Below are 19,733 nucleotides of genomic sequence, written 5' to 3'. Positions count from 1 at the left end.
CCAGGATCCTACCCTGTGAACTATTACCAGCACTAGATATTTACTGACGGGATGGGGCAGTGTGGCATAGGCCTCTGGGTCAATTCGACGTCAGTTTCAACAGGCTCGTGCCTAACGTCCACTTTTTCCTGCTTTTGCACGGTATGATCAACGTCAGCTTGCGGCCAAAAGCAGGCTGTGGACAGGTAGCTGTTGATGTCTCTACGCTGGACGATCTAGTGACAGCACAGCGGTAAAAAAGGAGTAGTCACGTTGGAAGTTGCCATTGATCGAGATAGCGTTCATGCAGGAGATGATCTGGGAAGCCATGCGACGTCGATCACACTCGATCCATCAGCAACGCTGCGCGCCTTAATCGAAGTGATACAAGATGCCGGCTACTTACCGGGTATCAATGGAGGCAAGGCTACTTGGATTATTTGGTCGTCTGACAAACCAATAGGTGTTTTAGCGCAGCAATGGCTAGCACCTAAATTGACCGTGCCGCCCGACAGCACCGTTGATCAGTATTTCGGAAATACCGAACCTCGCCTTCTGTTTAGATATTGGTGTCAGGCAGATCCAGATGAGGTCTTTTCGAATATCAAGACCGGAAATGAGCTACCTTCACGATTTTAGGATTGGCGGTGGACATTTCTGTCGATCAATGCGGTTCAGATGACTGCTATGGGTCGATAGCTGGCTTTCAAAAATTCATCTGGACGCATTACGAATAACGCCGCTTATGTAAAAAGGGTCCCCACACTTTGACCTGGTGCGGGGGCCTTTTTTCGGGCTCCGGAAACCAATCCCCCCTAGAGTGGCCTACCGGCTCCCGGCACTCTGGTTTTACAAGGAAAAGCGGAAAGATTTATTTGATTTTTAAACAAAACCCCTGATTTCGAAAGAAACCAGGGTTTTGTAATTTTCGGATTCTGAAAAAGTCTGTGAGGATTAAATCACGCGCCCGCCACATCCATCCGTCGCCCTATGACATCCAGCAAATCGCATCCGTCTCGTAGAGGGATTGAGCAGAGCAATGCAAAATCGCTCAGAACAACGGCATCGCAGCTGATTTCACTGTGTAGTACGAGGTTCTCCAGGACTTGGGTGACGGCGTGAAGTCGATATGTCGCGGCATCGAGCAGTATCTGCAGAGGCGCGGTGGTGTCGACAAAAAGAGCAGGAGTGGCGCTTCTGAGGGCTTTGTAGGAAGTTGCTCAAATCTATTGCTGCTGTGCAATACATCGCTTACCAAACTTAAAATAGCTTACTGATTTTTAAGATTTAATATTTCATCCTAAAGTCTTGAGCCTTGCATAAGCAATTTCAGGCGACCGCATTCCTGTGGCGAGCGGGCTTGCCCCGCGTTGGGCTGCGCAGCAGCCCCAAAACCAGGCGCAGAGGAGTGCCTGATAGACCTCATTCGTCTTCATCAGGGGCGCTTCGCACCCCAACGCGGGCGGTGCGACGCTTCGACAAGCCCGCTCGCCACAAAGGTCCCCGTTTGCTGCGCGACAGCGCTACGTCGGGTAGTGGGGGCTCCCTCAATGCCGATGCCGATGATGCACATCCGGAAAATGCGCATGGCTGTGCCTCAGCGGACTGTGCACATGCACATGGCTATGGGGTTCCGCCGGATCCCACGCAAACCCGTGCTCATGCTGATGGTGTTCATCATGCACATGCCGATGCCCGTGTTCCGTCGCGTCATGCTGATGTTCATGGGCATGCCGCTCCGTCAGGTGCAGCCAAACCCCCACGGCCATCAGCGCTGAGGCAATCCAGAACGCCAGCGTCACTGACTCACCCAACAACAGCAGCGCAATCGCGGCCCCCAGGAACGGCGCAGTCGAAAAATACGCCCCCGTGCGTGCACTGCCCAGTCCGCGCAACGCCAGCACGAACATCACCAGGCTGATGCCATAGCCCAGAAAACCCACCAGCAAGATAGGCGCCAGCTGCGCCATGCCCGGGATCCGCGCCCCGAGATAAAGCGCCAACCCGCCATTCACCAGCCCCGCGATCAACCCCTTGGCCCCGGCGATAAACAGCGCGTCCGACGCAGACACTTTGCGCGTCAGGTTGTTATCGATCCCCCAGCACAGGCACGCCACGGCAACCGCCAGCGGCCCCGTCCAGTCATGGCTGGTGCCACCGCCGTCGGCCCCTGACAACACCACGCCGCCCAGCACGATGGCGATCATCCCCAGGACGATGCGACGGTCGGCGTTTTCCCTGAACACGACCCAGGCGACAACGGCGGTCAGCACCGATTCCAGGTTGAGCATCAGGGAGGCGGTGGCGCCGGCGGTGCGGGTCAGGCCGAACATCAACGCGACGGGCCCGAGGATGCCGCCGAATGCGACGGCGCCGAGCAGCCAGGGCCATTCCGAAGGGGTTAGCCCGGAGGGTTTCCAGCCGCGATCACGAATCACGCGCACACCAGCGAGGCCGACGCCACTGCCAAGATAGAGCAGGCCGGCGAGCAGCACGGGCGAGAGGCCCAGGCCGAGGTGTTTGGCGAGCGGGGTGCTGGCGCCGAACAGGGCGGCGGCGGCGAGTGCGTAGAAGATACTGAGGTTCATGGGCCATTCTCGAAAGGTTGGCCCATGATACGTCGCGGGCTCAGGTTAAAGCTTGGGCGATTTGGGCAACGTCATCTTCAGGCTTGCACATACACCCACGCCGTCAGCCCGGACGCCAACGTCACAGCCATGCGCTTGTAGTCCGCCACTTCATACGCATCCGCCGCCGCCAGTTCCTGCTCGGAAATCTGAAACACCATCCCCTCAATACGCGCCCCCGCCTCGGTGGTAGGTTGCACAATCGGGTGATGGGTCTTGCCACTGCTGGCCAGTACCTGCGGGTCGGTGATTTCTACCCAGCTTTGTGCGTAGCCCAGCATTGCATCGTGTCGGCCTGCCAGTTCCCGCCCGAAGTTGGCCAGTTGCACGGTTTTGTCCTGCAATGTGCCGTAGGAAAACAACAGCACAGAGTGTTCAGTGGAGCGTTCCATTTCTGTTCCTTTAACGGTCAGGCGAGTAAGTCTTCATAGAAGGCGCCGTAGGGCTTGGTCGGGTGGGCGAGCTGGATTTCCAGGATCCATAGCCCTGCATTCGGGTAGTGCTCGAAGTCACCCAGGTCGCCGCCACGATGGATGGCGTGGGGGAAGTCGCTGACGCGATGGCCCTTGATGTCCAGGTTCAGTTGCCAGCCCATGGCCTGGGCTTGTTCTTCGGCATAGCGGTAAAGCTCCAGGCCGACGACCTGGTCGTTTTTCCAGCGCGCTTGCACGCGGTCGAACAGCGCCTTGGCGGCGTGGGCGCAGGCAATCATGTCCGCGTCGTTGCCGGTGGCGAAGGTCGCGCCGGCGTCACCTTCGTGGCCTTGCCACACGGCGCCCATGTCGATGAAGAAAATGTCGTTGTCGCCCAGCACCGGGTCGCCATCGGAGCGTTGTTTGAAGGTCTTCAGGGTGTTGGCGCCGAAGCGCACCAGCAGCGGGTGCCAGATGCGTTGCATGTCGAGTTCGGCAAGCACGTGCTTGCCCAATTCGCGTGCTTCGGATTCCAGCATGCCGGGGCGGATGCGCTGGGCGAGGTGGTCGATGGCTTGCCAGGTCATGGCCTGGGCATAGCGCATGGATTCAATGCTGTAGGCGGCGCCCACGGCTTCTTTGGGTTGTGCGGACACCGGTCTCTCCTTGGGTAGCGTTATGCCATTTACTATATAGCGATGAGTGCAACGCGCCCAAGTAAAATTGCTAGATATGCAGCCAGGCCAGGCTACCTAGCACCACCGCCACACCCGCCGCCGCATAGGACATGCGCTTCAACCATTCCCTTCTCGTCAACAACGTAATCGCCGCCAGCGAAATCGCGATCTGAATCGCGGTCATCGCCTGGGCCCAGCGATGATGCTGGTGCAGGGCCTGCTCGGATTTTTCATCCCATTCCTTTGAGGTCGCTTCCAGTTTTTCCGCTTGCTTGCGTACCTCTTCCTTCTGGCTTTTGTAGCGCTCGATCTCATCCTTGTAATGGGCGGCATCCACACCGGGAATATGGGTCGCGAGTTCCGCCAGGTTCTGTCGGCTGGACTTGGCCTGGTAGTAGTTCCATTGGTTGGCGGCGTCGGTCTTGATGATGGCCGCGTTGTTCTTGTCCATCGCCGCCTCACTCTCGGTGGAGCCGGCCTGGTAGCTGAGCATGGCGCCGAGGGTGGCCATCAGCGCGGTCATGACGGCGATGCGGCTGGCGAAACTGTCACCACGGGCGTGGGCATGTTCGGTGGTGTGTTCGAGGTGTTTTTCGTGGGGGCTGGGGACTTCGAAGGCTTCGGACATGGGGGCGCGCCGGTGAAGGGACTGAGGGAGTCTGATTCTTCACCAGAGAAGCTGTCTCAAGCCTGTACGTAACGCCTGATCAAGCGCACATACACCGCGATATTGATCGCCAGCACCAACCCGCCCAGGCCCAGTTGGATCTGTGGCGTCAGCCCGGCCGGGTAGATCAGCGTGAGGATGTAATGCTCGATAAACCCACCGCCATAACCGTCCTGCCCGGCGAGGTGGCGAAACAGGTTTTCCCAGCGGGTCAGCGGGCAGGGCAGGTGGAACACTTCGACCGCCACGCCCCACGCAGCGGCGGGCAGGTGCAGCCAGATAACCGGGCGCCATTTCAGGGCCAGCAGCCCACCAAACAGTACGAACAGGATGAAACACAGGTGGAACAGCACGAGGCTGTCTGCGGCTAGACGATAGAGCATAGGGTTTCGCTTTTAAGTGGCTGGAAGGCGCGGACTGTCCCGGTTGACCTTATAGCTCGAGCTGAGCGGCGTTAATGCCAAATGCCTTGGCAATCTTTTCCCGCGTCGTCCGGCGAGGTTTGTTCACCGCCTCTTGCTGGGCAAATGCGGATTGGGAAATCCCCAGGCGTAGGGCGACTTCTTCCTGGGTCAGGTTCAGGTGTTCGCGCCAGGCTCGGATCGGAGTGGCTCCATCTACCAGGCGGCTGACGACCGCGTGGGGGATGAGGTTTGGATCGTTCTGCCGGGCCAGATAGTGTTCATAAGGGATCACCACGAACGCTGGCTTGCCCTCCGTATTGTGGATGATCTGTATGGCAGTAGGTTCGCTCGTCACGTTTCTTGACCTCTTGAATGCTGACTACCTGGATATTGCCGTCCCAGTCGAAAAGGACTCGGTAACTCCCGACCCTTAATCGGTAACCGCAGGGGTGGTTGACCAACGCCTTGACGTTGACTGCGTCGGGCATGCGTTCAAGTACGAAGACGGCATCACGCACTTGTTGCTGATGATACGAATGCAATCGAAGCAATTGCTTGACGGCTTTTCGGGTCCAGTGGATTGAGTTCATCAGAAGTTAATAAGTCTTTTATAAGGTTTGCAAGGGGTATTTTTCAGAGGAGAGCTATCGGCCGAACGCTCTGTTCCTACAAACCCTAGACGGCCGCATGGCACGCGAGCGGGTAAAACTGTTGCGCGGTATGAATCACTGATCGCACACAGATTGCAGGCGTGTGCCGACTCAATACCTGGCCGCGAAGGTTGCTTGCAGGCAACCCAGGCCGTTATTGTGCTGAATCCATTTAGTCCTTCCTCCAGGGTTTGTAGTGATGAATGCACCGCGTACCGCAGTCGGTCCGATCAAGGCCGTGATTTTCGATATGGACGGGTTATTGCTGGATACGGAAGGCATCTACACCGAAGTCACGCAGATCATCGCTGAACGCTACGGACGAACCTACGACTGGGGCATCAAGCAGCACATCATCGGGCGCGGCGCCCAGGATTTGGCCGACTATGTGGTCAAGGCGCTGGACCTGCCGATTACCCCGGCTGAATTCCTCGAAATTCGCGAGCCGCTGATGAGCGAGCGCTTTCCCAAGGCCTTGGGCATGCCCGGCGCGGAGGCGCTGGTGCGGCACTTGAAGGCGCACAACATACCGATTGGCGTGGGCACCAGTTCGTCGCGCAATTCGTTTGGCCACAAGACTACCCTGCACCGCGAGTGGTTTGGTTTGTTCGACACCATCGTCACCGCTGACGACCCGGAAGTCGGCGCCGCCAAGCCTGCGCCGGACATCTTCCTTACTGCTGCTCGCCGCCTGGGCGTTGCGCCCGAGGATTGCCTGGTGTTCGAAGACTCGCCGTTTGGTGTGACGGCGGCGAAGGCCGCCCATATGACCGCCATCGCCGTGCCCGATGAGGCCATGGCCGACAGCAAGTACCAGCATGCCGACCAGATCATCCGCAAGCTTGCGGATTTCGACCTGGCGGCCTATGGCCTGCCGCCCATCTCCTGAACCAACAAGGTCAACCTGTGGGAGGGGGCAAGCCGCTCCCACATTGGGTTATGCGCTGAACCCACCATCGATAGTCAGGCTGGCACCGGTGATATACCCCGCTTCCGGCCCGGCCAGATACGCCACGAAACTGGCAATCTCTTCCACATGCCCGTAACGTCCCACCGCCATCAACCCGATCAGGCTCTCGGCAAAATCACTGTTTGCCGGGTTCATATCGGTGTCCACCGGCCCAGGCTGCACGTTATTGATCGTGATGCCACGCGGCCCAAGATCCCGCGCCAGGCCCTTGGTCAAACCGACCAGCGCCGCCTTGCTCATTGCGTACGGGCCACCACCGCCAAACGGCATGCGTTCGGCATTGGTGCTGCCGATGTTGATCACCCGGCCACCTTCACCCATATGCCTGGCGGCTTCCTGGGTGGCGATAAACACGCTGCGTACGTTGATCGCCAGGGTCTGGTCGAAGTCTTCCAGCTTGAAGTCTTCCAGCGGTGCGATGGCCAGCACGCCGGCGTTATTCACCAGGATGTCCAGGCGGCCAAAGGCTTCCACGGTGGCGTTGACCGCGTTGCGGATCGCAGTGGCATCGGCGCTGTCGGCGTGAATCGCCAGGGCTTTGCCGCCTTCGCTGATCACGCTGTGCTGCAGGGCTTCAGCCTTGGCGGCCGAGCTGACGTAGGTAAAGGCAACGGCTGCACCCTGGGCGGCCAGGCGCTTGACGATGGCGGCGCCGATGCCGCGGGAACCGCCTTGGATCAAGGCGACTTTGCCGCTGAGGTTGTGTGTGGTCATGTCGATCTCCTGGTCATTCAAGGCGCAATGCCCTGTTGTTGGAGCCGAGTATCGACCTCGCTCGCCGCTGCCGGTAGACCGTGATTGCTATAGTCTGTGTAAACCAAAAGTTTAGAGTGGGGCGACATGGAAAGCTTTGGCAGTATCGAATGCTTCGTGCGCAGCGCTGAAGGTGGCAGCTTTGCCGAGGCCGCCCGGCACCTGAGCCTGACCCCGGCGGCGGTCGGCAAAAGCGTCGCCAAGCTGGAGGTGCGCCTCGGCGTGCGGCTGTTCCAGCGCAGCACCCGGCGTCTGGCCCTGACCGAAGCCGGCAAGTTGTTCCTGGCCGAAGTCAGTGGCAGCCTCACCACCATCCAGAATGCCGTGGCTAACCTGGCCAGCGCCGAAGGCCGGCCGGTGGGCACGCTCAAGGTCAGCATGGGCACGGTGTTTGGCAATCGCTATGTGGTGCCGTTGCTGGGGGCGTTCATGGCGCGCTTTCCGGATATCAGCCCGGACTGGCATTTCGATAACCGCCAGGTGGACCTGATCGGCCAGGGCTTCGATGCCGCTATAGGTGGCGGTTTTGAGCTGCCCCAAGGGGTGGTGGCGCGCAAGCTGGCGCCGGCGCATCGGGTGCTGGTGGCCTCGCCGGGTTACCTGGCGCAGCGCCCGCCGGTGCGCGAGCCCGAAGACTTGTCGCGCTGCAAGGGCATTCTGATCCGCTCGCCGCAAACCGGGCGTATCCGCTCCTGGCAGTTGACCAGTGTCGAACGTGAACACCGCCCGCTGGTGCTCAAGCCCGGCATGACCATGAGCGACTCCGAAGCCGCCTGCTGTGCCAGCGCCCAGGGCCTGGGGATTGCGCTGGTGAGCATGCCCATGGCCGTGCCGTTCCTCGACAGTGGCGCGGTGGCGCGCGTGTTGCCCGGCTGGTGTGTCGACGACGGCAATATTTCCATCTACTACGCCGAGCACAAACTGCTGCCCGGCAAGACCCGGGCGTTTGTGGATTTCATCATCGAGCAGTTTGCCGAGAAGAAGCTGGGCCAGAGGTTCAGCGCAATCTGAAAGCAGGTGCCGGTCAGCGGCCGAACCGAGTCGGCCAGCCAATCACCTGCTTCGGGCGTGGCGTCGCGTAAGTGCGGATCTTCGACGTCGACAACCCCAGCCGCACCAGGGATTCGGCAATGGTCACCGCCGCCGTCACCCCATCCACCACCGGCACCCCGGTGCGCTGGCGAATCTGCTCATCCAGCCCGGCCATGCCGCCGCAACCCAGGCAGATCACTTCGGCCTTGTCCTCGCGGATGGCCAGTTCCGCCTGGCGCACGATGGCTTCCATGGCGGCCAGCGGGTCTTCTTCCAGTTCCAGCACTGCCATGCCGCTGGCGCGCACCGAGGCGCAGCGCTGGTACAGGCCGGCGAGTTTCAGGCGGTCTTCGATCAGCGGCACGGTGCGGTCCAGGGTGGTCACCACGGAGTAGGCGTGGCCCAGGAACATTGCGGTGCTGGCTGCTGCTTCGGTGATGTCCACCACCGGCACATTCAGCAATTCCTGCAAGCCTTCCCGGCCGTGCTCGCCGTAGCCGGCCTGGATCACCGCATCGAACGGTTGGTCGTAGGCCATCACCCGGTCCATCACGGCGATGGCGGCCAGGTAGCTTTCAAAGTTGCCCTCCACCGACTCCGCGCCGAAGTAGGGCGTGAGCCCGACAATCTCGGTGCCCGGCGAGGCCACGGACCGCGCCTGCTGAGCGATGGTTTCAGTGATGGATTCGGTGGTGTTGACGTTGACCACAAGGATACGCATGGAATGTCCTTACTCAGTGACTGACGTTATCGACGGCAATGCTTTCGCCGCTGACATCGGCGTAGAACGGCTGGCGCTTGGCGATCAGCAGGTACAGCAACCCTGCAATACCGGCGCCAAACAACCAGGAAAACGGTGAGACGCTGGCAAATCCGGGCAACAGCGCCAGCAGGATGGCGATCACGGCTGCAGGAATAAACGCCGCCACGGCACGCATATTCACCCCACGGCTGTAGTAATAAACGCCATTCGGGTTTTCGCTATACAGCTGCGGCACGTCCACCTGGCTTTTACGAATCAGCCAGTAATCGACCATGATCACCCCGTACAGCGGCCCCAGCAGCGCGCCCAGGCCGGAGAGGAAATACACGATCACCAACGGGCTGTTGTAGAGGTTCCATGGCAGGATCAGTACGGCCACGGTGGCGCTGATCAAGCCGGCGCGGCGGAAGTTCAGGTACTTGGGCGCCAGGTTGCTCAGCACAAAGGCCGGCGCGACGAAGTTGGCCATGATGTTCACCGCCACGGTGACGATCAGGAACGCCAGGCAGCCCAGCACGAGAAAGAAGGTATTGGGGATGGCTGCAATGATTTCAGTCGGGCTTTCGATCACTCGGCCATTGAGTTGGAATTGCCCGCCGCACAGCAGCACAGTGATGGCGGCAAACACCAGGATATTCACCGGCAGGCCCCAGAAGTTGCCGACGAGGATGGTCTTGCGGCACGGCGAAGAGCGCGCGAAGTCGCAGAAGTTGAGGATCAGCGTGCCATAGATCGCCAGCCACAACGCGCCACCGGCAAAGATATTGCGCCACATCTCGCCGCCGCTCAGCGGTTCGCGGATCGACCAGGCAATGTTGCCGCCGGCCTGGAAGTACATCCAACCGGCCAGCGCCGCCACCGTCAGCAGAATCACCGGTCCGGCGAAGCCTTCATAGCGGCGCACCATCTCCATGCCATAAGCCAGGATCACCAGTTGCACGAACCAGATCGCCACGAAACAGGCCCAACCCAGAGTCGATAATCCCAGGATCGAGTTGTGGTCATAGTCGGCAAAGCCCGGATGAATCGCCGTCAGCAGTACGCGGAACACCACCGACGCCAGGTACGTCTGTATACCAAACCAGGCAATCGCGATCACGGCGCGGATCAACGCCGGGATCTGCGCACCGTGAATGCCGAAGCTGATGCGGCTGATCACCGGAAACGGCACGCCGGTCTTCTGGCCCATATACCCCGACAGGTTCATGAAGAAGTACACCAGCGCCGCGCCGATGCCCAGGGACAACAGGATCTGCCAGCCGCCCAGGCCCAGCGCGTAGAGACCGATGGCGAACGAATAGTTGGCGATGTTGTGCACGTCATTGGTCCACAGCGCGAAGATGCTGTAGCGCCCCCAGCGTCGGCCTTCGATCTTGGTGGGCGCCAGGTCCTTGTTGTGCAGGCGCGGGCTGAGCACCAGGGGGCCGGGGCTCGCGGCGTCCGGGTTCAGGGCGGAGGAGGGCAGATCCAGTGCGATGTTGTTCGAGAGGCTTGTACGCATTCCGGCAGGCTCCAGCACATCTGCCGGGGCGCTGCAGATGGCAAAGTGTATGTAGGTTTTGTATTTATTGTATACAAAGCGTATTTCACCTTAAGCCACATGCGTGCCAGCTTTGGATCTATGAACGTTCTGGGTAATTTCGTTTTTATAGGTTAGTTAAATAACTGGCTGAATTTGAAGAAATATAAATTGACCGATTGAACAGCTATTTATTTTTGCGCTGTCAGCCTGTGATTCGCCAGGTCAATCGACGGGAGGGGAGAGGTGTTACGTTATGGTGCGGCTGAAGAGAAATTGCACACATAAATGGCACCGATGGTTACATCTATGTGTACATCTCTAACATTCAGCACAAGACAAAATGTGGGAGGGGGCTTGCCCCCGATTGCAGTGTGTCAGCAACTATTGAACTGGCTGACCCACCGCTATCGGGGGCAAGCCCCCTCCCACATTTTTTACAGCATCAACTTCAAGCCTTGCTGATGATATTCCCGGCATGCAGCCCGCATTCCTTCTGTGTGGCTTCCTCCCACCACCAGCGCCCTTCGCGCTCGTGCTGGTTCGGCAGCACAGGCCGGGTGCACGGCTCACAGCCGATGCTGATAAAGCCGCGCTCATGCAGGCTGTTGTATGGCAGCTCCAGCATGCGGATGTAACCCCAGATCTCCTCGCTGGTCATCTGCGCCAGCGGGTTGAACTTGTACAGGGTACGTTCCGGGGTGGAGAAGGCCGTGTCGATTTCCAGCGCCGCCACCTGGCTGCGGGTACCTGGGCTCTGGTCGCGGCGTTGGCCGGTGGCCCAGGCGCTGACGCCGGAAAGCTTGCGGCGCAGCGGCTCGATCTTGCGCACGCCGCAGCATTCACCATGGCCGTCCTTGTAGAAGCTGAACAGGCCTTTCTCCTTGACGAAGGGTTCCAGCTTGCTCTGGTCCGGCGAGATCAGTTCAATGTCGATCTTGTAGAAGTCGCGCACCTGTTCGATAAACCGGTAGGTCTCCGGGTGCAGGCGACCGGTGTCGAGGCTGAACACCTTGACGTTCTTGTTCAGCTTCCAGGCCATGTCCACCAGCACCACATCCTCGGCGCCGCTGAAGGAAATCCACAGGTCATCACCGAACTGGCTGAACGCCAGCTTGAGAATGTCCTGGGCAGACTTGTTGGCATAAGTCGTGGCGAGTTCAACGACGTCGAAGGCTTGGTTCATCAGGACGGTTCCTACAGGTCAATGGCGCTGAGCGCTCTATAGGGGAGCGATGGTATCAAAATCCGCCCTGCGTTGCGGCGGCGGGCTTGAATCGCTAGAGTTCGGCAGTCCTTTTGCTCGCTCAACTAACAACATCTAATGGGAGTGTCTTGTGGAAATTGCCTGTCTCGACCTGGAAGGGGTGCTGGTGCCGGAAATCTGGATCGCCTTCGCCGAAAAAACCGGCATTGAATCCCTGCGGGCCACCACCCGGGACATTCCCGACTACGACGTGCTGATGAAGCAGCGCCTGCGCATCCTCGACGAACACGGGCTCAAGCTCGCCGACATCCAGGAAGTGATCGCCACCCTCAAGCCGCTGGACGGTGCCATCGAGTTCGTCAACTGGCTGCGCGAGCGCTTCCAAGTGGTGATCCTGTCCGACACCTTCTACGAATTCTCCCAGCCGCTGATGCGCCAGCTGGGCTTCCCGACCTTGTTGTGCCACCGTCTCATCACCGACGAAAACGACCGCGTGGTCAGCTACCAACTGCGCCAGAAAGACCCCAAGCGCCAGTCGGTATTGGCGTTCAAGACCCTCTACTACCGCGTGATCGCCGCGGGCGACTCCTACAACGACACCACCATGTTGGGCGAGGCCGACCGTGGGATTCTGTTCCATGCGCCGGAGAACGTGATCCGCGAGTTCCCGCAATTCCCGGCGGTGCATACGTTTGAAGATTTGAAGAAGGAATTCATCAAGGCTTCGAATCGGCCGTTGAGCCTTTAATTTTTTCGGCCGGGCTGATGGGGCGGGTAAAGCCACTGCCTATGTTCCTGTCAGCCCTCTGCAAGCAACCGCTCATAAGGAATACTCAAGCCTTCATGCAGCCGCTTGATCATCGACAGGCTCAGCTTGCGCTTGTGGTTCAACACCTCTGACACCCGTCCGCTGGTGCCGATAAATGGCTCCAGGTCGCGGGCAGTCATGCCCAGTTGCTCCATGCGAAATTTAATGGCTTCCACCGGATCAGAGGGTGGCATTGGGTAATGTTCGGCTTCGTACTTCTCAATGAGTACTGCAAGAATTTCCAGCTCATCGCCTTCAGTCGAGCCGATGTCCGCTCCCCAGAGCTGCTGCACCCGCGCGAGTGCCGCAGTGAGGTCTTCCTGGGAGTGTATGGGTTTGATGTTCATTACACGGTCTCCGCATTTATCTGGTCGTACTGCGCATGAGTCCCTACGAACCGTATGAACCCAAGCTGTCGCTGGTAATCGATCGCCATGATCACTCGATATTTGTTGCCGCCCACGTTGAATACAACCCTGCCACCTTTGAGAATGCTCGCGGTCCTGAGCGCTGCCTTGAGTGCTTGTGGCGTTGGGTAAATGGCCTTTTCCATATGGCGATACAATTCAATAAGCGGTGCCTTTGCATCGATATAGGCGGGTTGGCTTTCCCAGAATATTCGTAAGGTCGAGAGGGCGATTATTCGCATCGCTGCAACCTCCCAATTTGGGAGATGATAGGCGCGGTTGAGAGGGGGGGCAATCTCGGAAATATTTCCTGACGGGTAGGCAGTCGCTTCATGTGATCCTTCACAGACGGCGGGTGGACGGTTGAAGCCGGACGCTATCTTCCGAAGTTCAACTACGTCTACTGCGGTTCTGATTCAGGTTTTTTCTACTGCCCGGCGCTGCGTCTGAGAGCCAGGAAGGCACTGTGCGCTACAGGCTTTCCAGCGTTTGTAACAACACCCGCACCTTCGTCAGCGACTCCTGGTACTCCGCCTCCCACTGCGAATCCGCCACGATCCCACCGCCGCCCCAACAGCACACCTGGCCATCCTTGACCAGCAAACTGCGGATGGCGATGGAGCTGTCCATCTCGCCGCGCACATCCAGGTACACCAGCGAACCGCAGTACAGCCCACGGCGTGTGGGCTCCAGTTCGTCGATGATCTGCATCGCGCGAATCTTCGGCGCGCCGGTGATCGAGCCGCCGGGGAAGCTGCCGGCGATCAGGTCGAGGGCATCTTTGTCGTCGGCCAACGTGCCGGTCACGCTGCTGACCAGGTGGTGCACATTGGGGTAGCTTTCCAGACTGAACAATTCCGGCACATTGACCGAGCCGGTGCGGCACGTGCGGCCGAGGTCGTTGCGCAGCAGGTCGACGATCATCAGGTTCTCGGCGCGGTCCTTGGGGCTGGCCAGCAGTTCGTCGGCATTCGCCGCGTCTTCTTCCGGCGTAAGGCCGCGGGGGCGGGTGCCTTTGATCGGGCGGGTCTCGACGTGGCGCTCGCTGATGCGCACGAAACGCTCCGGCGACAGGCTCAGCACTGCGCCGTCGTCCGGCAGGCGCTGGAACCCGGAAAACGGCGTCGGGCAGGCTTCGCGCAACGCGCAGTAGGCGGCCCAGGGATCACCCAGGCACGGCGCGCGGAAACGCTGGGCGAAGTTGACCTGGTAGCAGTCGCCCGCCTGGATGTAATCCTGGATCCGCACGATGGCCAGGCGGTAGGCCTCGGCACTGAGGTCGGGGGCCATCGGGCCCTGGAGTTTGAACGTCGCAGAGGTGTCGACCGCCCCATGGCTGAACAACGCGATCAGCCGTTGCCGTTCGCTGTCTGCCAGCGAGGGGTGAAACACCAGTTGGCTGCTCCGGGCCTGGTGGTCACTGATCAGTGCCCAGGCGTACAGCCCGAAGCGCGCGTCCGGCAGGTGCAGGTCATCCACCGCCAGGTGCGGCATGGGCTCCAGGTGCCGACCGAAGTCGTAGCTCAGGTAGCCGATCAAGCCACCGGCGAACGGCAACTGCAAACCGGCAGGAATTGTGGCTTCACCCAGTCGCGTCAGGTTTTCCCGCAAGCGTTGCAGGAAAGCAGCGCCGCTTTCGTCAGGCGCTACCGTCAAGGTTGCGTCGGGCCAGGCGCTGAGCAGATCGTAACGCCCACGCTCGGCCGCCGGGCGGCCGCTGTCGAGCAGGACCGCGCCGGGAGCGTGGCGAATCGCCGCAAAATACTCGGCGGGGTTGGCCCGGTAGGGCAATGGGTGTACGGAGCAGGTCGACATGCGGGGTTGGATCAGCCAATGGCGCGGGGGGAGAGGGATTGTAGTCCCCCGTAGGATTTGCTCCTAGGGGGGATGTCGGGGATAGACAGTTCGAAGACCGGATCAGCCTTCCACGGGGGGAATATGCCCGAACATCTCCTGCACGAACTTCACCCGCTCTTCCGGAGTTTCCGTCACGCCGGCGGCTTTCAGTTCTTCCAGTCGCGCCTCCACCGCATGGGTGCGCAAGGTCAGGCCGCAGTCGTTGGCGATCTGGATATTCAGCCCCGGCCGCGCATTCAGCTCCAGGATCAGCGGGCCCTTTTCCTGGTCGAGCACCATGTCCACGCCGATATACCCCAGCCCGCACAGCTCGTAGCAGCCGGCCGCGAGCTTCATGAACCCGTCCCAGTTGGGCAGTTGCACGCCATCCACCGCGTTGGTGGTGTCGGGGTGCTTGGTGATGATGTTGTTCAGCCAGGTACCGCGCAGGGTCAGGCCGGTGGCGAGGTCGACGCCCACGCCGATCGCGCCCTGGTGCAGGTTGGCCTTGCCGCCCGACTGGCGGGTCGGCAAGCGCAGCATCGCCATCACCGGGTAGCCCATCAGCACGATGATGCGGATATCCGGTACGCCTTCGTAGCTGATGCTCTTGAAGATCTGGTCAGGCACCACGCGGTACTCGATCAGCGCACGGTCGCGGTGGCCCCCCAGGGAGTACAGGCCGGTGAGGATGCTGGAAATCTGGTGCTCGATCTCTTCATGGCTGATGATCTTGCCCGACACCGTGCGATAGCGCCCCTCGAAACGGTCCGCCACCACCAGGATGCCGTCGCCGCCGGCGCCCTGGGCCGGCTTGATCACGAAGTCGCTGCGCCCACCGATGATCTCGTCGAGCTTGTCGATTTCCTTCTCGGTGGAGATCACCCCGTACATTTCCGGCACATGGATGCCGGCGGCGATGGCCCGCTCCTTGGTGATGATCTTGTCATCCACGATCGGATACAGGCTGCGCTTGTTGTACTTGAGCACGTAGTCGGCATTGCGCCGGTTGATGCCCATGATCCCCCGCGCTTCCAGGGCCTTCCAGGTCTTCCAGAAGCCGAACATTACGAGTCAGCCTTGAGGAAGGCCTTGAATCGCACCAGCTCGGTCAGGCGGTAGCCACGATAGCGGCCCATTGCCAGCATGAAGCCCACCAGGATCAGCAGGATCGCCGGGAAGGTGAATACGAAGTAGATCAGCTCCGGCACGCTCATGATGATGTGCGCCAGGGACGCGGCGAACAGCGTACCAATCGCGACTTTCATGGCATGGCTGGCGCCGCGCTCTTCCCAGGTGATCGACAGGCGTTCGATGGTCATGGTCAGGATCACCATCGGGAACAGCGCCACCGACAGCCCGCGCTCCAGCCCCAGCTTGTGGCTGAACAGGCTGATGGCGGCGATCAGCACCACCACGAAGGTCAGCACCACCGACAACCTGGGCAGCATCTGCAGCTTCAGGTGTTCCAGGTACGACCTGAGGGACAGGCCGAGCGCGGTGATAATCGTGAACAGCACAATCCCGAAGCCCAGCTGCGTCTCGCGGAACGCCAGGGCAATCAGTACCGGGGTAAAGGTGCCGAGGGTCTGCAGGCCGATCAGGTTGCGCAGGATCAGGATCACCAGCACCCCAATCGGGATCATCACCATGATCATGAAGGTCTGCTGGGTTTGCAGCGGCAGGCCGTACAGCGAGTATTCGAGGAAGTTGGCGTCGGTGTTCTCGTCGGTCAGCTTGGCCAGGCGAATGGCGTTCATTTCGCTGTTATTGAGGCTGAAGGTGACCATGGCTTTCTTGCCGCCATCGACGGTGATCAGGTTTTCATCGCCGGTCCACCACAGCAGGCGGTCGGCGGGCAGGCCCTGTTCGCCGGTTTCCGGGTTGAAGTACAGCCAGTCGTTGCCATTGAAGCTGCGCAGCCACAGTTCCGGGGTTTGCGGCTGGTCGGCCACCAGGCGGATGGTGTGGACCTTTTCCACCGGCACGTGGGCGATGGACAGCAGCAGCTCGACGATCTTGGCCTTGTGCGGCGTCGACGGGTCGCCGGCCAGCAACAGCTTCACGTTGTCGTCGTTGAGGTTGTTGGTGCGCTTGATGGCCTCGGTGATAAAGGTCTCGACGTCGGCCGAATGCTGGCGGATCGGCGCCAGCAGGGCTTCGGCGGCGATTTTTTCCGGGCCTTCCACGGCAATGCTGTCGCGGAAGGTCGGGCCCTTGATCTTGGTTTTTTCGCCGCTGTAGCGCTTGGTCAGCACCAGGCGGTAATACAGGGTCTGGTTGCCCTTGGCGCGGCGTGCCGACCAGGTGACCTTGCGGTTGCCGTCGATGCGGTTGACGCTCACCCCGTAGTTATTCGAGATAAAGCTCTCATTAAGACTGACGAAGTCGCGGCTCAAGGGCGGCACGAACATCTGGATCTTCACCGGGTCCTTGGGGTTGGCGACGAACTCGACCTTGGCGTCGATGTTCCACAGGTCGTCGGTGGCGTCCTCGGTGACGGGAATGCCCAGCACGAAGATCTGGTAGGCGGTGACCGAAATACCCAACACCACCAGGATGGCGATCAGGATTCTCAGGTGCAGGGTTAGAGCGCGCATTCGGTTTACTCGGCGGTATGAGCGTCGGCGGCGCAGGCAGGTTTGCCTGCTGCGTATTTAAGACTGGGGTCGACCAGCGCATCAAAGCGTTTGAGCGCTTCGGAGCCGATCAGCAGCGGGTATTGGAAAGCGCTGCGGTCAGTCAAGTTCACTTCGATGCTGCGTAAAGCGGTGCCCATGCAGATATCCAGGGCAATCACAGGACGGGCGGTGTAGTTCTTGTCCTCATCGGGGTCGTAGTCGCCGGCGCGACGCTTGATCTTGCTGACGCGGGCCAGGGGGCGTTCGATGGGATGGGAATGGGCGGTGTCGATGGCCAGGTAGAAGCGCACCCAGGATTCGCCGTTGCGCTTGAAACGCTTGATGTCACGGGCGCTGAGGGAGGCGGTCTTGGCGCCGGTGTCGAGCTTGGCGGCTACTTCCAGGTCGATGCCGGCCAATTGCGCGTATTCATTGAGGCCATACACCGTCTTCTCGGCGGCAGCGCCAAGGCTCGGTATGGACAATAGGCAAAACAACAGGGGGAAGGGCTTGAGTCTCATAGATCCTGAGGCGGTGCAGTGCGATGTTCAATTCAAGGCGACTGGCATTGCTGCGCAAGCTCCCTTCGTGCGCCGTTTCATCAAGTGATGTCAGGCAAATGCGGCGGGCATTCTAACATGATGCTTTTCTGGCGCCAGCGCTGGCAGCCGGCCATGCCCTGAGGGGATACAGCCGGGATTATTAGACGATTGTCGACAATATCGATTTATTCTTTGACTGGTCGCGGTTTATTGGCTAGTTTTTGCCGCATTGCTTTCAAAGGTGTCGACAATATGCTGGGTCAATCAGAAGCTCCGATAATGGCGTCGGACGAATCCCAAACGATGTCCGAGAACGTCTTCCGACGCATCCAGGCCGCCATCGTCAAGGGTGAGATCGCGCCCGGCAGCAAGATTTCCGAGCCGGAACTGGCCCGCACCTACGGCATCAGCCGTGGCCCGCTGCGCGAGGCGATCCACCGCCTGGAAGGCCAGCGCCTGCTGGTGCGCGTGCCCCATGTGGGCGCCCGGGTCGTGTCCTTGAGCCACGCCGAGCTGGTTGAACTGTATGAAATCCGCGAGTCCCTGGAAGGCATGGCCTGTCGCCTGGCCGCCGAGCGCATGACCGACGCGGAGATCGAAGAGCTGCGTCAGGTGCTGCACACCCACGAGCGCGACGCCGCGTTCCAGGCGGGTGTCGGCTATTACCAGCAGGAAGGCGACTTCGATTTTCATTACCGGATCATTCAAGGTGCGGGCAACCGCACCCTCACCCAGATGCTCTGCGGCGAGCTGTACCAGTTGGTGCGCATGTACCGCATCCAGTTCTCCGCCACCCCCAATCGTCCACGCCAGGCCTTTGCCGAGCATCACCGCATTCTTGATGCGATTGCCGATCGCGACGGTGAACTGGCCGAGTTGTTGATGCGCCGGCATATCGGTGCTTCCAAACGCAATATTGCCCGTCATTTCCCAGGCGGCGCCCCTGATAGAGGTGAGTCATGAGTTCGAACAATAAAAGCACACCCGGCCAGCGTTTCCGTGACGCGGTCGCCAGCGAGCATCCCTTGCAGGTGGTCGGTGCGATCAACGCCAACCATGCGCTGCTGGCCAAGCGCGCCGGCTTCAAGGCGATCTACCTGTCGGGCGGCGGCGTGGCGGCCGGTTCCCTCGGCGTGCCGGACCTGGGCATCACCGGCCTGGATGACGTACTCACCGACGTGCGCCGTATCACCGACGTCTGCGACCTGCCGCTGCTGGTGGACGTGGACACCGGCTTCGGCTCCTCGGCGTTCAACGTCGCGCGCACGGTCAAATCGATGATCAAGTTCGGCGCGGCCGCGATTCATATCGAGGACCAGGTCGGCGCCAAGCGCTGCGGCCATCGTCCGAACAAAGAGATCGTGTCCCAGCAGGAAATGGTCGACCGCATCAAGGCCGCCGTGGACGCGCGCACCGATGACAGCTTCGTGATCATGGCGCGCACCGATGCCCTGGCCGTGGAAGGCCTGGAGTCCGCCCTGGAGCGTGCCGCCGCCTGCATCGAAGCCGGCGCCGACATGGTGTTCCCGGAAGCCATTACCGAGCTTGAGATGTACAAACTGTTCGCCGCCCGTGTGAAGGCGCCGATCCTGGCCAACATCACCGAGTTCGGCGCCACGCCTCTGTACACCACTGAACAGTTGAAATCTGCCGATGTTTCCATCGTGCTGTACCCGCTGTCCGCCTTCCGTGCCATGAACAAGGCTGCCGAGAACGTCTACACCGCGATCCGTCGCGACGGCACTCAACAGAACGTGATCGACACCATGCAAACCCGCATGGAGCTTTATGATCGCATCGACTACCACACCTTCGAGCAGAAGCTTGACGCGCTGTTCGCCGCGAAAAAGTGACGAAC

General features: G+C 60.3%; 23 protein-coding genes and 1 pseudogene. 6 read left to right on the top strand and 18 right to left on the bottom strand.

The genetic code is table 11. The annotated features are described in order from the left end of the window. Window positions 1–252: 252 nt before the first annotated feature. The gene (locus FX984_RS11845; RefSeq protein ID WP_146476754.1) at window positions 253–618 is read left to right on the top strand and encodes a hypothetical protein; all 366 of its coding nucleotides are present in this window, start codon (window positions 253–255) and stop codon (window positions 616–618) included. 320 nt (window positions 619–938) lie between these two features. Here FX984_RS11845 and FX984_RS32710 read toward each other — a convergent pair whose 3' ends face one another. The 8 genes and pseudogenes from FX984_RS32710 to FX984_RS11805 all read right to left on the bottom strand — a co-directional run. Beyond that, window positions 939–1,136 carry a short-chain dehydrogenase gene (locus FX984_RS32710; RefSeq protein WP_081744370.1) on the bottom strand — a complete coding sequence of 66 codons (198 nt, stop codon included), beginning with the start codon at window positions 1,134–1,136 and terminating at the stop codon, window positions 939–941. Window positions 1,137–1,526: 390 nt separating this feature from the next. Next, the gene (locus tag FX984_RS11835) at window positions 1,527–2,567 is read right to left on the bottom strand and encodes a DMT family transporter (protein ID WP_146476753.1); all 1,041 of its coding nucleotides are present in this window, start codon (window positions 2,565–2,567) and stop codon (window positions 1,527–1,529) included. A 77-nt stretch (window positions 2,568–2,644) separates the two neighbouring features. After that, a complete protein-coding gene (locus FX984_RS11830; RefSeq protein ID WP_027603651.1) occupies window positions 2,645–2,998 on the bottom strand; it encodes a gamma-glutamylcyclotransferase family protein in 354 nt (117 codons plus the stop codon). Window positions 2,999–3,015: 17 nt separating this feature from the next. After that, entirely contained in the window at window positions 3,016–3,675 is a 660-nt protein-coding gene (locus tag FX984_RS11825) for a M24 family metallopeptidase (RefSeq protein ID WP_092355441.1), read from the bottom strand. A gap of 70 nt (window positions 3,676–3,745) precedes the next feature. Further along, a complete protein-coding gene (locus FX984_RS11820; RefSeq protein WP_027603653.1) occupies window positions 3,746–4,324 on the bottom strand; it encodes a DUF4337 domain-containing protein in 579 nt (192 codons plus the stop codon). 56 nt (window positions 4,325–4,380) lie between these two features. Further along, window positions 4,381–4,746 carry a DUF2784 domain-containing protein gene (locus tag FX984_RS11815; RefSeq protein ID WP_027603654.1) on the bottom strand — a complete coding sequence of 122 codons (366 nt, stop codon included), beginning with the start codon at window positions 4,744–4,746 and terminating at the stop codon, window positions 4,381–4,383. Window positions 4,747–4,795: 49 nt separating this feature from the next. Continuing rightward, complete coding sequence (locus tag FX984_RS11810) at window positions 4,796–5,122, bottom strand: helix-turn-helix domain-containing protein (RefSeq protein WP_027603655.1); 327 nt, start codon at window positions 5,120–5,122, stop codon at window positions 4,796–4,798. Then, window positions 5,106–5,357: pseudogene (locus tag FX984_RS11805) on the bottom strand (type II toxin-antitoxin system RelE family toxin); the annotation flags it as partial. The gene FX984_RS11810 and the pseudogene FX984_RS11805, both read right to left, overlap by 17 nt. Window positions 5,358–5,616: 259 nt before the next feature. Here FX984_RS11805 and FX984_RS11800 point away from each other — a divergent pair. Beyond that, window positions 5,617–6,306: an HAD-IA family hydrolase gene (locus FX984_RS11800; RefSeq protein WP_098478907.1), complete on the top strand. Its 690-nt coding sequence runs from the start codon at window positions 5,617–5,619 to the stop codon at window positions 6,304–6,306. A 48-nt stretch (window positions 6,307–6,354) separates the two neighbouring features. Here the strand turns inward: FX984_RS11800 and FX984_RS11795 are convergent, their stop codons facing one another. Then, window positions 6,355–7,101, bottom strand: coding sequence for a 3-oxoacyl-ACP reductase family protein (locus FX984_RS11795; protein WP_027603657.1), 747 nt, complete (start codon window positions 7,099–7,101; stop codon window positions 6,355–6,357). Window positions 7,102–7,227: 126 nt separating this feature from the next. Here FX984_RS11795 and FX984_RS11790 point away from each other — a divergent pair, with 126 nt between their 5' ends. Beyond that, the gene (locus FX984_RS11790) at window positions 7,228–8,151 is read left to right on the top strand and encodes a LysR family transcriptional regulator (protein ID WP_146476752.1); all 924 of its coding nucleotides are present in this window, start codon (window positions 7,228–7,230) and stop codon (window positions 8,149–8,151) included. Window positions 8,152–8,164: 13 nt separating this feature from the next. On the opposite strand, the gene FX984_RS11785 is transcribed toward FX984_RS11790, so the two are convergent. From FX984_RS11785 to FX984_RS11775, 3 genes are all read right to left on the bottom strand, one after another. Then, window positions 8,165–8,893, bottom strand: a complete 729-nt coding sequence (locus FX984_RS11785) for an aspartate/glutamate racemase family protein (RefSeq protein WP_027603659.1) — start codon at window positions 8,891–8,893, stop codon at window positions 8,165–8,167. A gap of 13 nt (window positions 8,894–8,906) precedes the next feature. Then, window positions 8,907–10,436: an NCS1 family nucleobase:cation symporter-1 gene (locus tag FX984_RS11780; protein WP_027603660.1), complete on the bottom strand. Its 1,530-nt coding sequence runs from the start codon at window positions 10,434–10,436 to the stop codon at window positions 8,907–8,909. A gap of 469 nt (window positions 10,437–10,905) precedes the next feature. Continuing rightward, window positions 10,906–11,640: a phosphoadenylyl-sulfate reductase gene (locus tag FX984_RS11775; RefSeq protein WP_027603661.1), complete on the bottom strand. Its 735-nt coding sequence runs from the start codon at window positions 11,638–11,640 to the stop codon at window positions 10,906–10,908. 151 nt (window positions 11,641–11,791) lie between these two features. On the opposite strand from FX984_RS11775, the gene thrH reads away from it, so the two are divergent. Continuing rightward, complete coding sequence (gene thrH, locus FX984_RS11770; protein ID WP_027603662.1) at window positions 11,792–12,409, top strand: bifunctional phosphoserine phosphatase/homoserine phosphotransferase ThrH; 618 nt, start codon at window positions 11,792–11,794, stop codon at window positions 12,407–12,409. Window positions 12,410–12,459: 50 nt separating this feature from the next. Here thrH and FX984_RS11765 read toward each other — a convergent pair whose 3' ends face one another. From FX984_RS11765 to rloA, 6 genes are all read right to left on the bottom strand, one after another. Next, on the bottom strand, window positions 12,460–12,816 hold the full coding sequence (locus FX984_RS11765; protein ID WP_027603663.1) for a helix-turn-helix domain-containing protein: 357 nt from the start codon (window positions 12,814–12,816) through the stop codon (window positions 12,460–12,462). Further along, window positions 12,816–13,118: a type II toxin-antitoxin system HigB family toxin gene (locus FX984_RS11760; RefSeq protein WP_053132719.1), complete on the bottom strand. Its 303-nt coding sequence runs from the start codon at window positions 13,116–13,118 to the stop codon at window positions 12,816–12,818. The genes FX984_RS11765 and FX984_RS11760 overlap by 1 nt, the downstream gene beginning before the upstream one ends. A 229-nt stretch (window positions 13,119–13,347) precedes the next feature. Next, complete coding sequence (gene pabB, locus FX984_RS11755) at window positions 13,348–14,691, bottom strand: aminodeoxychorismate synthase component I (protein ID WP_092355427.1); 1,344 nt, start codon at window positions 14,689–14,691, stop codon at window positions 13,348–13,350. Window positions 14,692–14,793: 102 nt separating this feature from the next. After that, on the bottom strand, window positions 14,794–15,780 hold the full coding sequence (locus FX984_RS11750) for an alpha-L-glutamate ligase-like protein (RefSeq protein WP_027603666.1): 987 nt from the start codon (window positions 15,778–15,780) through the stop codon (window positions 14,794–14,796). Further along, the gene (gene rloB / locus FX984_RS11745) at window positions 15,780–17,312 is read right to left on the bottom strand and encodes an osmotic stress tolerance membrane protein RloB (protein WP_027603667.1); all 1,533 of its coding nucleotides are present in this window, start codon (window positions 17,310–17,312) and stop codon (window positions 15,780–15,782) included. Before rloB ends, FX984_RS11750 begins: the two co-directional genes overlap by 1 nt. Window positions 17,313–17,317: 5 nt before the next feature. Further along, window positions 17,318–17,854 (bottom strand): retropepsin-like aspartic peptidase RloA, encoded by a 537-nt coding sequence (rloA, locus tag FX984_RS11740; RefSeq protein WP_027603668.1) that lies wholly within the window; start codon window positions 17,852–17,854, stop codon window positions 17,318–17,320. Between the two features lie 273 nt (window positions 17,855–18,127). On the opposite strand from rloA, the gene FX984_RS11735 reads away from it, so the two are divergent. Together FX984_RS11735 and prpB are read left to right on the top strand one after the other, a co-directional pair. Beyond that, on the top strand, window positions 18,128–18,838 hold the full coding sequence (locus FX984_RS11735) for a GntR family transcriptional regulator (protein ID WP_027603669.1): 711 nt from the start codon (window positions 18,128–18,130) through the stop codon (window positions 18,836–18,838). Then, window positions 18,835–19,728 carry a methylisocitrate lyase gene (gene prpB, locus FX984_RS11730; RefSeq protein WP_027603670.1) on the top strand — a complete coding sequence of 298 codons (894 nt, stop codon included), beginning with the start codon at window positions 18,835–18,837 and terminating at the stop codon, window positions 19,726–19,728. The genes FX984_RS11735 and prpB overlap by 4 nt, the downstream gene beginning before the upstream one ends. Window positions 19,729–19,733: the final 5 nt, after the last annotated feature.

Origin of the sequence: Pseudomonas marginalis, assembly GCF_008692035.1 — a bacterium.
In the GTDB taxonomy this organism is placed as follows: domain Bacteria; phylum Pseudomonadota; class Gammaproteobacteria; order Pseudomonadales; family Pseudomonadaceae; genus Aquipseudomonas; species Aquipseudomonas marginalis.
Note: the sequence above shows the minus strand (reverse complement) of the source record. Positions and strands in the feature narration are given on the sequence as shown.

Coding starts and splice junctions, on each gene's coding strand:
- FX984_RS11835 (WP_146476753.1), bottom strand. CDS start 2,567: ATGAACCTCAGTATCTTCTACGCACTCGCCGCCGCCGCCCTGTTCGGC.
- FX984_RS11830 (WP_027603651.1), bottom strand. CDS start 2,998: ATGGAACGCTCCACTGAACACTCTGTGCTGTTGTTTTCCTACGGCACA.
- FX984_RS11820 (WP_027603653.1), bottom strand. CDS start 4,324: ATGTCCGAAGCCTTCGAAGTCCCCAGCCCCCACGAAAAACACCTCGAA.
- FX984_RS11815 (WP_027603654.1), bottom strand. CDS start 4,746: ATGCTCTATCGTCTAGCCGCAGACAGCCTCGTGCTGTTCCACCTGTGT.
- FX984_RS11800 (WP_098478907.1), top strand. CDS start 5,617: ATGAATGCACCGCGTACCGCAGTCGGTCCGATCAAGGCCGTGATTTTC.
- FX984_RS11795 (WP_027603657.1), bottom strand. CDS start 7,101: ATGACCACACACAACCTCAGCGGCAAAGTCGCCTTGATCCAAGGCGGT.
- FX984_RS11790 (WP_146476752.1), top strand. CDS start 7,228: ATGGAAAGCTTTGGCAGTATCGAATGCTTCGTGCGCAGCGCTGAAGGT.
- FX984_RS11785 (WP_027603659.1), bottom strand. CDS start 8,893: ATGCGTATCCTTGTGGTCAACGTCAACACCACCGAATCCATCACTGAA.
- FX984_RS11780 (WP_027603660.1), bottom strand. CDS start 10,436: ATGCGTACAAGCCTCTCGAACAACATCGCACTGGATCTGCCCTCCTCC.
- FX984_RS11775 (WP_027603661.1), bottom strand. CDS start 11,640: ATGAACCAAGCCTTCGACGTCGTTGAACTCGCCACGACTTATGCCAAC.
- FX984_RS11765 (WP_027603663.1), bottom strand. CDS start 12,816: ATGAACATCAAACCCATACACTCCCAGGAAGACCTCACTGCGGCACTC.
- FX984_RS11760 (WP_053132719.1), bottom strand. CDS start 13,118: ATGCGAATAATCGCCCTCTCGACCTTACGAATATTCTGGGAAAGCCAA.
- pabB (WP_092355427.1), bottom strand. CDS start 14,691: ATGTCGACCTGCTCCGTACACCCATTGCCCTACCGGGCCAACCCCGCC.
- FX984_RS11750 (WP_027603666.1), bottom strand. CDS start 15,780: ATGTTCGGCTTCTGGAAGACCTGGAAGGCCCTGGAAGCGCGGGGGATC.
- rloB (WP_027603667.1), bottom strand. CDS start 17,312: ATGCGCGCTCTAACCCTGCACCTGAGAATCCTGATCGCCATCCTGGTG.
- rloA (WP_027603668.1), bottom strand. CDS start 17,854: ATGAGACTCAAGCCCTTCCCCCTGTTGTTTTGCCTATTGTCCATACCG.
- FX984_RS11735 (WP_027603669.1), top strand. CDS start 18,128: ATGCTGGGTCAATCAGAAGCTCCGATAATGGCGTCGGACGAATCCCAA.
- prpB (WP_027603670.1), top strand. CDS start 18,835: ATGAGTTCGAACAATAAAAGCACACCCGGCCAGCGTTTCCGTGACGCG.